13 protein-coding genes are annotated in these 14,694 nt (G+C 45.1%); 6 read left to right on the forward strand and 7 right to left on the reverse strand.

Going from position 1 to position 14,694, the window contains the following annotated elements:
- Positions 1 to 130: 130 nt before the first annotated feature.
- The 4 genes from sat to QUB63_RS15405 all read right to left on the reverse strand — a co-directional run bounded on the left by sat (position 131) and on the right by QUB63_RS15405 (position 5,197).
- The gene (gene sat / locus QUB63_RS15390; protein WP_332946124.1) at positions 131 to 1,312 is read right to left on the reverse strand and encodes a sulfate adenylyltransferase; all 1,182 of its coding nucleotides are present in this window, start codon (positions 1,310 to 1,312) and stop codon (positions 131 to 133) included.
- A 167-nt stretch (positions 1,313 to 1,479) separates the two neighbouring features.
- Positions 1,480 to 2,586 (reverse strand): DUF6745 domain-containing protein, encoded by a 1,107-nt coding sequence (locus QUB63_RS15395; protein ID WP_332946125.1) that lies wholly within the window; start codon positions 2,584 to 2,586, stop codon positions 1,480 to 1,482.
- A 125-nt stretch (positions 2,587 to 2,711) separates the two neighbouring features.
- A complete protein-coding gene (locus QUB63_RS15400; protein WP_332946126.1) occupies positions 2,712 to 3,314 on the reverse strand; it encodes a hypothetical protein in 603 nt (200 codons plus the stop codon).
- Positions 3,315 to 3,715: 401 nt separating this feature from the next.
- On the reverse strand, positions 3,716 to 5,197 hold the full coding sequence (locus tag QUB63_RS15405) for a site-2 protease family protein (protein WP_332946127.1): 1,482 nt from the start codon (positions 5,195 to 5,197) through the stop codon (positions 3,716 to 3,718).
- Positions 5,198 to 5,227: 30 nt separating this feature from the next.
- Between QUB63_RS15405 and QUB63_RS15410 the strand changes: the two genes are divergently transcribed.
- The 4 genes from QUB63_RS15410 (at position 5,228) to QUB63_RS15425 (ending at position 10,203) form a co-directional block, all read left to right on the forward strand.
- On the forward strand, positions 5,228 to 5,902 hold the full coding sequence (locus tag QUB63_RS15410) for an MBL fold metallo-hydrolase (RefSeq protein WP_332946153.1): 675 nt from the start codon (positions 5,228 to 5,230) through the stop codon (positions 5,900 to 5,902).
- A 138-nt stretch (positions 5,903 to 6,040) separates the two neighbouring features.
- Complete coding sequence (locus QUB63_RS15415) at positions 6,041 to 6,601, forward strand: sugar O-acetyltransferase (RefSeq protein ID WP_332946128.1); 561 nt, start codon at positions 6,041 to 6,043, stop codon at positions 6,599 to 6,601.
- Positions 6,602 to 6,791: 190 nt separating this feature from the next.
- Entirely contained in the window at positions 6,792 to 7,256 is a 465-nt protein-coding gene (locus tag QUB63_RS15420; protein ID WP_332946129.1) for a hypothetical protein, read from the forward strand.
- Positions 7,257 to 7,803: 547 nt separating this feature from the next.
- Positions 7,804 to 10,203 carry a cache domain-containing protein gene (locus tag QUB63_RS15425; protein ID WP_332946130.1) on the forward strand — a complete coding sequence of 800 codons (2,400 nt, stop codon included), beginning with the start codon at positions 7,804 to 7,806 and terminating at the stop codon, positions 10,201 to 10,203.
- A 231-nt stretch (positions 10,204 to 10,434) separates the two neighbouring features.
- Here the strand turns inward: QUB63_RS15425 and QUB63_RS15430 are convergent, their stop codons facing one another.
- The 3 genes from QUB63_RS15430 to QUB63_RS15440 form a co-directional block, all read right to left on the reverse strand.
- Positions 10,435 to 12,015 (reverse strand): SDR family NAD(P)-dependent oxidoreductase, encoded by a 1,581-nt coding sequence (locus tag QUB63_RS15430; protein ID WP_442921792.1) that lies wholly within the window; start codon positions 12,013 to 12,015, stop codon positions 10,435 to 10,437.
- 234 nt (positions 12,016 to 12,249) lie between these two features.
- Positions 12,250 to 12,888 (reverse strand): cytochrome b/b6 domain-containing protein, encoded by a 639-nt coding sequence (locus QUB63_RS15435; RefSeq protein WP_332946131.1) that lies wholly within the window; start codon positions 12,886 to 12,888, stop codon positions 12,250 to 12,252.
- Between the two features lie 16 nt (positions 12,889 to 12,904).
- Entirely contained in the window at positions 12,905 to 13,066 is a 162-nt protein-coding gene (locus QUB63_RS15440; protein ID WP_332946132.1) for a hypothetical protein, read from the reverse strand.
- A gap of 163 nt (positions 13,067 to 13,229) precedes the next feature.
- On the opposite strand from QUB63_RS15440, the gene QUB63_RS15445 reads away from it, so the two are divergent.
- Positions 13,230 to 13,811 carry a manganese efflux pump MntP gene (locus tag QUB63_RS15445; protein ID WP_332946133.1) on the forward strand — a complete coding sequence of 194 codons (582 nt, stop codon included), beginning with the start codon at positions 13,230 to 13,232 and terminating at the stop codon, positions 13,809 to 13,811.
- A gap of 252 nt (positions 13,812 to 14,063) precedes the next feature.
- The gene (locus tag QUB63_RS15450) at positions 14,064 to 14,618 is read left to right on the forward strand and encodes a glutathione S-transferase family protein (protein ID WP_332946134.1); all 555 of its coding nucleotides are present in this window, start codon (positions 14,064 to 14,066) and stop codon (positions 14,616 to 14,618) included.
- Positions 14,619 to 14,694 lie beyond the last annotated feature (76 nt).

Consider the following 14,694-nt stretch of genomic DNA (forward strand, 5'->3'; position numbering starts at 1 on the left):
GCTGACTGTTAATTCTTAAGATAAATTTTAAGTTTTAACTTTTGAGTTTCAAGCTTAAACTTTAAAATTTAAAACTCAAAACCCAAAATTCAAAACTTTTCCGAATGCCACCAATACCAAAGTTCAAGACTTAAATCTCGTAACTAAAAATATTCATTGCCTTCGCCAATTCGGCGGCAACTTCCGGCCGAGAAAACTGCGGCGGCGGCAATTTTCCAGCGCGCAGCATTTCCCGCACTTTGGTTCCCGACAAGTGCACCCGCTGTTCGGGAGTGCTGGGACTTGTTTTAGTTGTAGCCATTTGTTCCGTCACCGTGCAATAGAAAGCGTGCTCGAATTTCATCGGCACAATTCCCAATTCTGAGGGTTCAAATTCGTCAAAAATGTGTTGGGCATCGAAAGTCCCGTAATAATCGCCAACTCCAGCGTGATCGCGCCCTACAATAAAGTGAGTGCAGCCGTAGTTTTTGCGGATTAAAGCATGAAAAATTGCTTCTCTGGGCCCGGCGTAGCGCATCGCGGCCGGATTAATTGCCAAAATTACGCGCTCTTTTGGATAGTATTTTTCTAGCAGAAGTTCGTAGCAGCGCATCCGCACGTCAGCGGGGATGTCGTCATCTTTAGTCGTCCCCACTAGCGGGTGCAGGAACAAGCCGTCTACTGTTTCTAATGCACATTTTTGAATGTATTCGTGGGCACGGTGGATGGGGTTTCGGGTTTGAAAACCGACGATGGTTTTCCATCCTTTTTCTTTGAACAGCAGTCTCGATTTCGCCGGGTCAATTTGGTATTGGGGAAACCGGGCGTCTAGTTCGCGTTCCAGCAGCCAAACTTCGCCTGCGAGGTTAACGGGCCCGGATTGGTCTACTACTTGAACGCCCGGGTGTTTGAGGTCGTCGGTGCGGTAGACGTTGAGGGCTTCTTCTTCTTTGCTGTAGCGGTATTTTTCTGCGAGTTCCAAGATGCCGGCAAATTCGCCAGCCGGGGAGTCGAGGCGGACTAACGTGCCTTCTGTGAGGGTGTCGGCGATTGCTTCGCTGACGCTGAGGGTGATGGGAATCGACCAAGGGAGGCCGTTGGAGAGGCGCATTTCTTTGACGACCGATCGATAATCAGCTTCACCCATGAACCCTTTGAGGGGACTCAAAGCGCCGATGGCGATCATTTGCAGGTCGGAGATCGATCGTTCCGAAAGCTGGACTCGCGGCAAGACTTCTGCTTTGTCGAAAAATTCTTGTCTTTGGTCTAGCGTAGCAATGCGGTTGACCAGGATGCCGCCGTGAGGGGCAATGCGGTCTAAATTCTGGCTCATGTCGATTTGAATTATTTGGTTTTAGCTGCCAGAGTACATAGTACCAAGTGCGGGCTGTAAATCTACATTATTTTTTAATTGTTCTGGACTTGTGTAAAACCCTGATGAAGGCGGGGCTGTAATTCTTTAACTGCAAACTCACACACTCAAAACTCTCAAATTTCCCGTCACGTCTGCACTTGAAATTCTTCGGGTTCTATTCCCCAATTTACCCAACTAATCGCTTCGATCGCCGATCGCACTTGTGGCGGCACTCGCAAAGCGTGAAGGTGTCCCGTACTCGGACAAGTCATTTTTAACAAATAAATCGGCTCTATGTCAACATTATTATCAATTTTCAACAAAGTATATTCTTGGTAGGGGTAGCCCCCCGTGGCTACCCACTTATCCAATTCTATTGCTTGCAATTCTTGACAAATTCTCGGATAGCCGATCGCCCCAATCAACACTCGCCGCACTTCCGCATTCTTTTCTGTTAGCAGCCATGAGGCTTCCCAAGACTGCGGCGGAACTTGACCGATTCTTTCCGGCAGCAGCACGCCGCGATAACAGTATACGCTGAAGCTGTCTGCAAATTCGATTGCTGGCTGACCTAAAGCGTGGAGCAAATATTCGCTGTCAAAATGAACTTGTCGCGGGCGATCGCACACAAAGCACTTTTTCTCAAACGGGTAAATCCAGCCGCAGTTTTCTACTAAGGATTTAAAGGCTGAGTATAAAGGGCGATCGCAATCCAATTCCAACACCTCTATACAAAAATCAACCCAACTTCCGTGACAGGTTGACAGTTCGGAAAATATCCAGTTATTCTTATAGGTTATCTTGACAAAAAATTGCTGAAATCTCCCGCCCAACTGCCTTGCTAATTTGGTGTAAACTTCGTCTTTAACATGAATTTGCTGTTGACTCATCAGTTGAGCGTACAGCGGGTTATAGAGTTGGCTGTAAATCTGATTTTCTAGTTTCCTGTCGAGTTGACTTCTTAATATATCGTACAATTCATTATGAATTTTGTCTCGGATTTCGCTGCCAGTTTCCAGACCCGAATCGCGTATCCTTAGCGGTTCAATTGCTTGCAAAGCTGTGTAAGGGCTGTCACAGAAAATAATTTCCGGTTCGCCCAAGCCGATGATGCTGTAGGCGGTGTGGATGGCGGCTGTCGCTTTGAGGCGATCGAGGAGTGCGATCGAAAGTCCAATTTGCCGCCACTTTTCGCGATAAATGGGAATTAGCGCTGTTTCCTCGGGAGTAAGTGCGATCGTTCGTACAGCCATATTGATTATTTAACTTACGGTCTAAAACATTAATTAGGTTCGATCGTTCGGACTGAGCGTCCTTTTCATTAATTTCTGAGGACTTCAGTCCTCACTACCAACCTATTTTATTATAACTAATTAGATTAGTGGTATAAGTTAACAATTTTTTGCAAAACCCCTAAAATTCGAGGAACCTTATCGAGATAATAAACATCATCATCAATAATTAAATTATTTCCTTCTAATTTAAGAAACCGCCAGACAACCCCCGTAGTTACGCAGCCAAATACGGCAGGTATTGAATTTTGTTCGCGTTCGTTAAATAGCTGAGCCGCTACCATTTGTGCGGCACACTGCGGCAGACAAGATTCTATTTCTCCGCCTTTCGTTTCTCTCAATGCAAAAACCGGAACTTTAATTTCAAAATCAAAGGGCACGCCAGATAGTAGAAAGTCGCATTCTCCATGCAATCCCTGAGAAACATCTACATCAAACGACCAACCGGAAAAGATAGAAAATCGTCTTTTATTTTTTTCTCTACATTCTAACAAAATAGGAGAAATAATCCGTTCCGAACGTTCTTTTGCAGTTGTCACAGCAGTGTTAGAACTAATTTCGAGGGATCTCCACAGCCATGGCGAGGGTTCTAAAGGAATAACCTTGGCACTCGATAAAATAGGACTGAGTGATAGCTCCAATCCAAACCTATCTTTTAATTGTTGGAAAGTAAAGGATTTGTAAGACATATTTCTCGGATAAGTCGGTGGAAATAAACATCACGTCGAGATAGAAAGCGAGTTGAGAAAAGCCAAACTCGCTTGTAGACAGGACTTACGCCAAAGAAACCCGGTTTCTGCGATAAATCTTGGTTTGATAGCGAAGTATCTAAGAAGAAACGGGGTTTCTCACCCCGTGCGTAATTCCTAATACAGCAACCCTTACATAATTTGTGAACCTCTCTTTTCTTCCCGCTCTCGGGACGATAACTAAATCCGACTTCCTGATGACTGATGACTGATAACCAATGACTTCTTCCTTCTTCATTCTTCCTGATGACTGATAACTACTGACTGCTGACTGCTGACGGCAGGACTGCTGACGGCAGGACTGCTGACGGCAGGACTGCTGACGGCAGGACTAATGACTTCTAAACATTTAACCACTGAACGAGTACCCTCGGCGCCGGCAACAAAATAAGTAACAAAAGCCCGATCGCCAGCAACCCCAAAAAATCGCGCCGATCGTCCAATTCGGTGACATCATTCAACGCCGGTTCGTCGTTGAGCGGCGTCAGAAACAAAATAATTGCCCACAGCAGCAAACCCTCTTCCAAAAAAGCAAGCAGCAGCATACAAAATCTAGCAAATTGCCCGATCGCCATACTCGCCCGCTGGCCGAACATCGCGTGCACGATGTGCCCGCCGTCGAGTTGTCCCACAGGCATTAAATTAAACGCCGTCACGATCAAACCCAAATAACCCGCCACCGCTACCGGATGCAAATTAATCGCAGTTTCCGCATTGAAAGCGCCGCCCAAGGTTAACTTGCTCAACAAAGTCATCAGCAGCGAAAATTTCGGACTGAAAGACTCAAAATTTAACATTCCCGATTTGTCAGACAGCGGTACAATTGTCGAATGCTCCAAACCCCAAATCAACAACGGCACTGTCGCAACTAAACCCGCAAGCGGGCCGGCAATACTGATGTCAAATAAAGCTCGGCGGTTGGGAATTGGACTCCGCATTTGAATGAAAGCGCCAAAAGTTCCCAAGAAAAAAGGAACCGGAATAAAATAAGGCAAAGTCGTGCAAATTTTGTAGAATCGGGCCGCTAAATAGTGACCCGATTCGTGAATTCCCAAAATTGTAATTAGAGCCAGCGAGTAAGGCAAACCCCGGAGCAACATTGACGGGTCGGACTGCAAAGCTTTTTCAGTAACTCCGGCAATTTGCGAGCCGACAATCGTAGTCGTAAACACCGTAATCAGCACCAAAGCTAAGGCTAAAAACGGTCGGGTTAGAGATGGAGTTTTAAGGGCTGTAAGGGGAGTTTCCCCGACTTGGCTGCTGGGATTGGGAACTATGGCAAAAAAAGGTTGACCGCTCAAGCTGTTTTGAAATATCACTAAAAAGCGATCGCCAAAATGCTGCTCCACATTCTCCCGAATCGCCTGATAAGCCGCCTCCGGGTTCGTGCGCAACTGTCCCCGACAAATGACAGCCTGCGGCCGAAATTCCAAATCTCGCAAACAGAAAATTGACCACGGAAAACAATCGCGCAAACTCGCTTCTTCCGCTGAATCGATCGCGCGCAGGGGCGGTTTTGGCTCTGCAGGTTCAGTCGCAGCGCCGTCGGAGAGCCTTTGTGTTTCGGCGGTAATTGGCTTGCGCCCCAACTGTACCAAAAACCAGTACAAAAAAGGGCAAACCAGAAAAGGTATAATTACCAACTCCGGCGGTACTGTTTTGCTCGCGCCGTTAACTAAAACCCAACCGCTCCAAATCAGTGCGGGCGCCATCATTACCAGCCACAGCAGCCATAGCGGAGTTCGGGTGATGCGGCTGGTATTGCTCTGCAACAAGTAGTAAGATATCAGCCCCAATACGAGCAACCATAGTAAAAAGAACATAATATTTATTCCATGCCTCTCAATACTTCCTTGAAACAACAGAGTTCAGTTTCCAAACAGCCCAGGCTCGTGCTGGAAAATATCTTTGCTTTCCCACCTAACCGGGATACCCTGGGTGCGACAGCCTATTTCATTGTAGAAAACGAATCCAACATCCTGGTAGATTGTCCCGCTTGGGATGAGATTAACCTAGCCTTTTTGCGGGAAAACGGCGGCGTGCGGCTGCTGTTTCTCACCCACCGCGGTGCTATCGCCAAGGCGCGGGAGATTCAGGAAGCCACGGGGTGCGAGATCCTGATTCAAGAGCAGGAAGCTTATTTGCTCCCGGGATTGCAGGTGACGGTTTTTGAGCGAGAATTTGCTGTGAGCGATCGCATAAAAGCATTCTGGACTCCCGGCCACTCTCCGGGTTCCTCTTGCCTTTATGATACTGGTAACGGCGGAGTGCTGTTTACCGGCCGACACTTGCTCCCCAACCGCGAAGCCGCCCCGGTACCGCAGAGAACGCCAAAAACTTTTCACTGGCCGAGGCAAATTAACAGCGTGCAGTCAATTATCGATCGATTTTCGCCTTCTACTCTGCAATATATCTGCCCCGCTGCGAATACTGGTTTTTTGCGCGGAAAAGGATCGATCGATCGAGCTTTTGAGCAATTAACCAATCTGGATTTAGCCGTTTGTTTGCAGTCGAAACCCGAACCCTAAAAGTATGGTGCACCATCAAACAAAGGTTTGACAGGCGAATTATAGCCGTAAGGTGCGCCATCAGCACCCTACGTTATTCTTCAGTCTCTTAGAGAGGGACGCAAATTTGTATAGTGGCAGTTTCAATCGCCGATTCTTATGGAAAAAACCGAAAAACAAAAAATGCTCGCCGGCGAATTATATTTAGCTAGCGATGAGCAATTAATTTCCGAACGCCAGCGAGCCCGCCGCCTCGCCCGAATCTACAATTCTACCCGCGAAGACGAACCCGACAAACGGTTAGAAATTCTTGCGGAATTGTTCGGTGCAATCGGGCAGAAAATTGAAATCGAGCCGCCTTTTTACTGCGACTACGGCAGCAATATTTATGCGGGAAACGGATTGTACATGAATTTTGGCTGCGTGATTCTCGACTGCAATCGAGTTAACATCGGCGAAAATTTGCTGTGCGCCCCCAACGTGCAAATTTACACCGCTTTTCACCCCACAGATCCGGAAATCAGACTTTCTGGCCGCGAACTCGCCACTGAAATTAATATTGGTAATAATGTTTGGATTGGCGGCGGCAGTATTATTTGCCCCGGAGTCACTATTGGCGACAATAGCACGATCGGCGCAGGTAGCGTTGTTGTCAAAGATATTCCCGCAAACGTCGTGGCGGCGGGGAATCCTTGCCGAATTATCCGCCATCTGCCTTAATGTGGTACGATCGACTCGCTGGCGCGATCGGCTCTTTGGAGCTTTACACAAAAATTTTAGAGACTAGAACCGCCAGTTTGAGATTTTTCAGGTAAAATCCCCCGAAAAAATCCGTCGCAGAAATCTCAAATCTCAAATCTCAAATCGCTTAATTTCTCGCTCCCGGTTTCCACACTACCAAGCTTTTTTTATGACGACTGCAACAGTTTATCCCAGCGCACCCGAACTCGGCACCGACGACTACATAGTAGTGGGTTTGGCCACCTGCTTCATCAAAGAAGAAGGCGAAGTTCATCAAGTAAAAGTAATCGAACCTATCCCCTCAGCAGCTTTGGAAGCCATTGTCAAGGGAATTCCCACATCTTATGAAATGGCTTGGGGGACGACTTTAGGAGCAGTGCTCGACGGCGAATCACCCAAAAGGCTGCCGGAATTCCCCCCCGAAGCTCAGTTTAGCGAAGAATTCGGCTTTCGGGCGATCGCCTCCGCCCGCACTTACAAAATCCGCCCCGAAGCTCAAGTTCACATTCCCTTAGGAACAGTTCGCAACGACTTTACTTATTCCTTAGAACGCAAAAGAGTGCTCAACACCGAGCGCGTCATTCGCACTGAAGACAATGTGAAACAGCACGAACACACTCACAAGGTTCTTTAAATAAATCGCCCAACTGCGGCAATTTAGCAGCGAAAAGAGTTTTGAGTTTTGAGATGTGAATTAAAGATTTAACAATTTTTTCGTTCATGAATAACTCAAAACTTTAAAAATTTGATTCTAAAAAAAAGCCTAATATCTCAAGGTAGGGTGCGCCGTGCGCACCTTACATAATTATTACACAAAAGCAATACATTTCAACGTTACCTCATAAGACAAAGGCCAAACATCTCAACGTTACCTAATAAGACAAAGCCCAAACATCTCAACGTCGGGTGCTGATGGCCGCACCTTGCCCAATTGACAGAAATTGTTAATAACTGTCAACAAAACTCTTAAATTGTTGAATAAATATTTTAATCGATCGAAAACATGGTACAATCAGATTCCAGTTTAACAAGGTGAGCCGGCCGACGGGAAAAAATTAAAAAATCCCCGCACTTATTGAATGCTAGTAGTTTCAGACTGCGGGCAGGCGGGCGAGTGCATCGCAGGTGAGCTGAGAATTTCAATCTCACAAATTGGTCAAACCATGCGAAGCTTTGCGAGAGTGAAGTGGTGGAAATTAACTCGAATATTGCCAGCGAGATTTAAGGGCGAATACAATCTTCGCTACAAAATTGCGCTGTTAATTTGGGGCGTAACAATTCTGGCAGCTAGCATCGCTGGTTGTATCAGCTATCAAAGCGTGCGCCGCTTGATTGTCACCAATTTAGAGCGAAATGCTTTGTTAGAAGTTAAGGAGCGCGGTAACAAGATCGATCGCTGGATCGGCACTAGAAAGACTGAGATCGAAACCCTGGCAAACACTCCTCCGGTGCGCTCGATGAATTGGTCAGTGGCAGGGCCTTATTTAAAATCGGAAGTAAATCGACTGCAAGACTTCAAGCATTTCGCATTAATTGAACCCGACGGTTCTTATTTCACAACAAAAGTCGGCAGAGCTTTGATTAATGTCAGCGATCGCCAACACTTTAAAAAAGCCATGGCTGGGGAAGTCTATGTTTCAGATCCTACCATTTCTCGCACCCTCAAAAAACACAGTATTGTTCCCATTTCGGCTCCGGTGTGGTCAAATTCTGCCGCTCCTATCGTTCAAGCAGCAAAAAAGCCGATCGGAGTAATGAACGGTGTCATTAGCATCGACAGAATTGCCGAAGTAGTAGGAAAGCTGGAATATGGAGCAGGAACTTACGCTTTTGTTCTCAATTCTCAAGGAGTGCCGATTGTCCATCCCGACGCTCGGTTAATGGGAAATATCGACAGAGCAGCTCCCAGTCTTTTAGAGTCTGCAGATACTAATTTGGCGAATGTAGTCCGGGAGATGGTTTATCAAAAAACGGGCATTGTACTGACTAAAATCAACGATGCCAGAGTTTATGTTGCCTATCTTCCTTTACAACAAGCTGAATGGTCGATCGCCCTGGTAATTCCCTGCGACAATCTCGAAAAAGAACTGCTCCCCTTAAAAATATTAGCAGCAGCAGCAGCCGTACTTGCCGCCACAGCTATGTTGGCAGCAATTTTGGCATTGAAGCTGTTGGCAGAAAATGGCATCCGCACTCGCGCAGAAGCCCTTCTCCACCGATTGACCGGCCGCATTCGCGCTTCCTTGGAGCTCGATCGCATCCTGCAAACTACAGTAGACGAACTCGGTACTTTGCTAAAGCTCGATCGAGCAATGTTCGGCTGGTACGACCCCCGACAAGATACTGTAGAATTTTGCTGGGAATATTGCCGGGAAGGTTTACCCGGGCGCTTGGGAATCTTCGGCGCCACAGGAGGGCCCTCTGGAGATTTAGCTGCACGGCTTCATCGGTGCGAAACGATATTTCTCAACAAAACCTGTGCCCCTGATGCCACAGCGTCTCAGGAAGTGGCGCATCTCGAACTCGCAGACAGCCACTACGCAGCAGTACCCGTACTGACTCAGACTAATCGGCTGGGATATCTGTTCGCCAGTGCCAAGAGGCGGTTTGCGACTCCCGACGAGATGGAAGTTTTGGAAGCAATTGCAGACTCGCTGGCGATCGCAATTTCCCAATCCCAACTCCACGGGCAAATTCAAGAAGATATCCAACTTTTAGAAGAAGTATTAGCCCAACTCAGAAGAACCGAAGAGCATTTAGTACAAAGCGAAAAAATGACAATTGTCGGTCAACTCGCCGCCGGAATGGCCCAGGAAATTAACAACCCGATTAACTTTATTTACGGCCGCCTGATTCACGTCAACGATTATCTCAAAGATTTGCTCAATATAATTAGCCTCTATCGCGAACAATATCCCGAACCAGTGCCGCGAATTGCCAAAGAAATAGAGACCTTCGACCTAGATTTTATCAGCGAAGACTTGCCGCAAATTCTCCAATCTCTGAAAATAGGAACCGATCGCATTCGCCAGATAGTCCTGGCTTTGCGGAACATTTCACTTCCAGACGAAGCCAACAAAGAACGCGCCAACCTTCACGAAAGCATCGACAATATTCTGCTGTTGCTCGCTCACCGGCTGGATAAAAAAATATTAGTAGTCAAGGAGTACAGCAACCTGCCCCCAATTTTGTGTTATCCCGGTCAACTGAGCCAGGTATTCGCAAATATCATCAGCAATGCGATAGATGCTGTTAACAGTATTGACAAATTCGATCAAACTATTACAATTAAAACAGATATTGTCGAGCATCCTACAGGCAGGTTTATTGCAGTATCGATCGCCCACAACGGCTCCCGAATTCCGCCGGAAATTCAACACAAAATATTTGATCCGTTTTGCCATACTAAATCCTTTAAAAATTTTACCGGATTGGGGCTGTCGGTTTGCTATAAAATTATTGTAGAATTGCACGGCGGTCGCCTTAAAGTTCAATCTCCTGTTCAATCTCAAATTGCATCTCAAACTCAATCTCAAACTGGGGGCGGTGCTGAGTTTATAGTAGAATTGCCGATACTTTGATCTCGTATTCCGCAGCCTAGGAAACCCGCCGAAAATCTTTGCCAAAAGCACCGCCAAAAGCTTCATATGGTTCTCCGCATCGGAATGCAAGTCCGCATTCATGAAGGACGCTCAGTCCTCACTAAAAACCTAATTATAAAATTTTCACCAAACTTGATATGATAGGATTATGGGAATAATAAAGGTGCAACGAAGGAAATAAACTTTTAATCCCCAATCCCGAACCCCAATTTACCCCTTACCCATTGTGAAAGGTTCCTGATAATTAGAAGTGTAACCGGGTAAAATTTTTATACTCGGTTGGGCCACTCGCAATGTTAAAGAAAGACGCACTTTACCGCTTCTATTATAAATAGAACGATGTACAAGTTGATCCGTAAATAAAATAAACTCACCCGGTTTTAAAACTACCGCGTTCGCGGTCTCTTCTACTTCCTTGGGAACTTTAAAAAAATGATTCCCACTAAAGGGATCGGTGATTTTGAATTGACATTTTTTGAGTTCACTTCTCCGGATATATTCAAACCCGTTTGTCTCCGTTACTTCTGTTAAACCAATATAAATATTAATCGTTTTTCCCTCCCCACTCAGTAAATTAGGATAAATATCTCGATGCCAAAAAGGAATTAATTGACGTGAGGGATAATTGGCCCATAATTCCGACCGCCATAATTTTAAATTTTCCCCTAAATAAGCTGTCAGTATTTTTAATAAATTCTCATCCTGACACAGGTGCAACACCGCAGCCGAATCTAAATGTCTTTCCATATAAAATTGGCGTTTGTAACATTGAATAAGCAGCAACATAAGTGAACCAAATTGTAACCTCAAAATTGCTCTTAATGCCTGAGTTAATAAAACTTTAATGGGCGGTTTTGGTAAAACTTCCTTAAAGATACGATCGCAAATATTCGCGAGTTCATCCTGATTTAAATTGAGAGCATAAGGTCCACATATCTCATCACTAGCATTATAATTAATTCTCTCTTTTGCTACTGCTTGAATGCAGCCCGTCCACAATAAACTTTTTTCCCATAACTCTTGACATAAATCATTATTTTGTGCTAACCTAGGTAAGGTTATTTGTTGTCCTGTACTACCTAAAAATTTACCTGTTATTAACTCAAATTCTGGAGAATTTGCACATAAAAGACTACTATAAGCTCCCTTTTCTGGACTAATTCCTAAACCTAGATATTTACTCAAACGATGACCGATGGTAATATTAGATTGTACAAAACCCGGATGAACCGCGTTAACTGTGACATTCGTTAATTTTTGGGCAAGTTGTCTGGTTAAGAGCAACAGACAAAGTTTAGACTGGTTATATAATTCGATAAAATTTAAGGGTGTTTCTTTAACGAATAAATCCCACTTAATTCGAGTGGGTTTTAATGCTAAATCTGAGGATACCATAATCACGCGACAAGGGGCGGGTTCTGGAATTTTATATAATAATAAATAAGTCAGGAGAAAATGACCTAAATAATTGGTTCCCCAAATTAACTCAAATCCTTCTTGAGTCATTCCTCTTCCGTCGAATATTCCGGCATTATTGACGAGGATATGTAAGGGTAAATTTCTGTTTTGAAAGAGTTTAACACAGTGACGCACTGAGTCTAAGGAGGCTAGATTTAAGGGTAAATATTCTATATTGGGATTTCCGGTAGTTTCACGGATATACGCGATCGCGCTGGTAGCTTTTTTGGGGGAACGACAAGCAATAAAGACATGATGTCCCAATTTAGCTAAACCCAAAGATGTCATTAAACCCACACCGGAATTACCACCAGTAACGAGACAAACTTGCATAAATTAATTGATTTTTGATGTTGTTGAGAGTTATTATATTACGGTTGGCGTTATAATTTATTAGGGATGCCTTCGCATTTCCTGGAATCGTTTCGCGGGTTTTATAGCCAGACAAAGCACAAAAATCATAACCTGCTTAATCGGATGCTGATTTCAGCAGGGGGGCAAAGTTAACATTTCCTACTAGAGTGCCCTAGGAGCACCTGTTGAATAGTTTGGTCGATCGCGGCGATCTTACCAGAAACAGCAGTACATAATCAATGGCGGTTCGCGACTAAGCTCGACAAAAGAGCGAATTTTCCGCCACCAAGCAGCCGGCGAATCCTCCGGGCGGTACGCAGCATCGAACACCGACAAAATTAGCGGCCAACCCCCCACCTTTGCACCCATCAACAAGTGCATTAGCAGACAAAACACCAATATCACCCATCCCGTCAAATGCAAATAATACCAAACCTGCGTCAAATCCCCCGCCGGCAGCCATTCCTCCTTAACCATACTCCCAGTGGCGATCGCAAATGTCAGCGCTAACAACATCAAGGTATTCACAATCCGGTGCAAACTGTACCACCAAATCGGTTTTCCCAACTGAGTTAGTTTCCCAAAAGAATCCGGCTGCACCAAGCGTCTTTGACCTGCGTGGAAACTGTACAATGCAAAAGCAGGCATTACTCCTAACAGCAACACCTTGCCAAAAGTGCCGTGAATCCCGATAATATCTGCAATGCGAGGCACGGGTACTTTAGCCAAGCGCCCGTCATAGGTGTTGTAAACCAGAAATGCGGTCAAAATTGACAAAAGGGCGATCGCAGCGTTAAGCCCGTGCAGTAACCTGAGCAGCAGTGGCTGGTAAGGTCTAGATTGCGCCATCATCAGTAGATTTTAGATTTTAGATTTTAGATTTTAGATTCATCCCACAGATGACTGCTTCCACAATCTCGGATCTTGAACATTGGTCGAAAATTTTGCGATCGACTCTGACGCTCGCGTCGGAAACCTGTACCCGTTTTTGGGCGGATTGAATTCTGCTACTTGATAAATAGTCTTTCATATAATACAGATAAGCGCGGATTTTTTCAACAGTCGCCAATTGTGAAAAAAATGTGATTACAAAATGAATAGATTATGATAAAAATGAAATTGTATCAAAGTTTAGTGTAAAGTAAAACAGTCAAGAGAAATACTTTACCTATAACATCTAACAGTTTACAAAAATGGATGCAGCCACTACCGTCTTCCTTTCCTTGGGACTAGCAGCAGATGCTTTTGCTGTTGCTGTTTCTAGCGGTTTAGCAATCAAACACATGAAGGTCAATAAAGCTTTAAAAATCGCCTTATTTTTTGGCGGTTTTCAAGCTGTGATGCCCTTAATCGGATGGTTGGCAGGTCTGAGCTTGAGTTTTTGGATAACACCGATCGACCATTGGATAGCTTTTGGGCTTTTGAGTTTCATTGGCGGTAAAATGATTTACGAAGCGCTGCAAAGTGAAGAATGCGAGAAAAAGTTCAATCCCTTAGATACGGGGACTTTGATAACGCTGTCGGTGGCGACGAGTATCGATGCCCTCGCAGTTGGCATCGGATTTGCTGTCCTGAAAGATGCGATCGCTCCGGCGGTGACTGCGATCGGATTTATTACTTTCTTTTTAGCTTTTGCAGGCGTGTTTATCGGTCACAAGTGCGGCAACTTGTTTGCTAATAAAATTGAGATGTTGGGCGGGGCTATTTTGATTTTTATTGGCAGCAGAATCTTGTTTGTACACTTGACAGAAGTGCCATTGGTTATGGGTCAGTAGTCAGTAATCGGTAGTCAGTAGTCAGCAGTCAGTAGTCATAGTGCTGTCCCCGCGATCGAACGTCATTAGTCATTAGTCGTTTTTCCCACCGTAACATCAGCAGTCTCAGAAGGTTCTAATTTCAAATGGCCAATTCCCAATCAACAACTACCAATTACCAATGACAACTATCAACTGACAACTGTCAACTGTCAACTGACAACTGACCAAAAATGCTATAACAACAATATTGCATTAAAGGAAAAAAAATCTGTGCTGAAACTTTACGGCGGAGCCCGCAGCCGGGCCTCAATTGTCAAGTGGTATCTCGAAGAAATAGCGGTTCCTTACGAATTTGTCCTGCTGGATATGCAAGCAGGGGCGCACTTGCAGCCTGAGTTTCTCGAAATTAATCCGATCGGCAAAGTACCGGCAATTGTGGACGGAGATTTTAAACTTTGGGAATCCGGGGCAATTTTGCTGTATTTAGCTCAAAAATATGGTAAAATGCCCGAGAGTTTGGAGCAGCAAGCCCAAATCGTGCAGTGGGTCATCTTTGCTAACGCCACCCTTGGCCCGGGAATATTTGTTGAAGCCAGCCGCGATCGCGAAACCCCGAAATTGTTACAACCGTTAAATCGCATTTTCGAGAAACAGCAGTTTTTAATGGGCGATGAATTCGGTGTCGCTGACGCAGCAGTCGGGTCAATGTTGATTTACATTCCGATGATGCTACAAGTAGATCTCAGTCCTTATCCGGCTGTTTTGGATTACATGAAGCGGATCTCGGAAAGGCCGGCATTTAAAATTGCGATCGGCGGGAGTTGAAGGAAGAGTTGACAGTTGACAGTTGACAGTTGACAGTTGACAGTTTTCAGAGGGAAGAAGGAAGAAGGCTATAAAG

This window comes from Microcoleus sp. ARI1-B5 (assembly GCF_036705795.1).
Classification (GTDB): domain Bacteria; phylum Cyanobacteriota; class Cyanobacteriia; order Cyanobacteriales; family Microcoleaceae; genus Microcoleus.

Coding starts and splice junctions, on each gene's coding strand:
- sat (WP_332946124.1), bottom strand. CDS start 1,312: ATGAGCCAGAATTTAGACCGCATTGCCCCTCACGGCGGCATCCTGGTC.
- QUB63_RS15395 (WP_332946125.1), bottom strand. CDS start 2,586: ATGGCTGTACGAACGATCGCACTTACTCCCGAGGAAACAGCGCTAATT.
- QUB63_RS15400 (WP_332946126.1), bottom strand. CDS start 3,314: ATGTCTTACAAATCCTTTACTTTCCAACAATTAAAAGATAGGTTTGGA.
- QUB63_RS15405 (WP_332946127.1), bottom strand. CDS start 5,197: ATGTTCTTTTTACTATGGTTGCTCGTATTGGGGCTGATATCTTACTAC.
- QUB63_RS15415 (WP_332946128.1), top strand. CDS start 6,041: ATGGAAAAAACCGAAAAACAAAAAATGCTCGCCGGCGAATTATATTTA.
- QUB63_RS15420 (WP_332946129.1), top strand. CDS start 6,792: ATGACGACTGCAACAGTTTATCCCAGCGCACCCGAACTCGGCACCGAC.
- QUB63_RS15430 (WP_442921792.1), bottom strand. CDS start 12,015: ATGCAAGTTTGTCTCGTTACTGGTGGTAATTCCGGTGTGGGTTTAATG.
- QUB63_RS15435 (WP_332946131.1), bottom strand. CDS start 12,888: ATGATGGCGCAATCTAGACCTTACCAGCCACTGCTGCTCAGGTTACTG.
- QUB63_RS15440 (WP_332946132.1), bottom strand. CDS start 13,066: ATGAAAGACTATTTATCAAGTAGCAGAATTCAATCCGCCCAAAAACGG.
- QUB63_RS15445 (WP_332946133.1), top strand. CDS start 13,230: ATGGATGCAGCCACTACCGTCTTCCTTTCCTTGGGACTAGCAGCAGAT.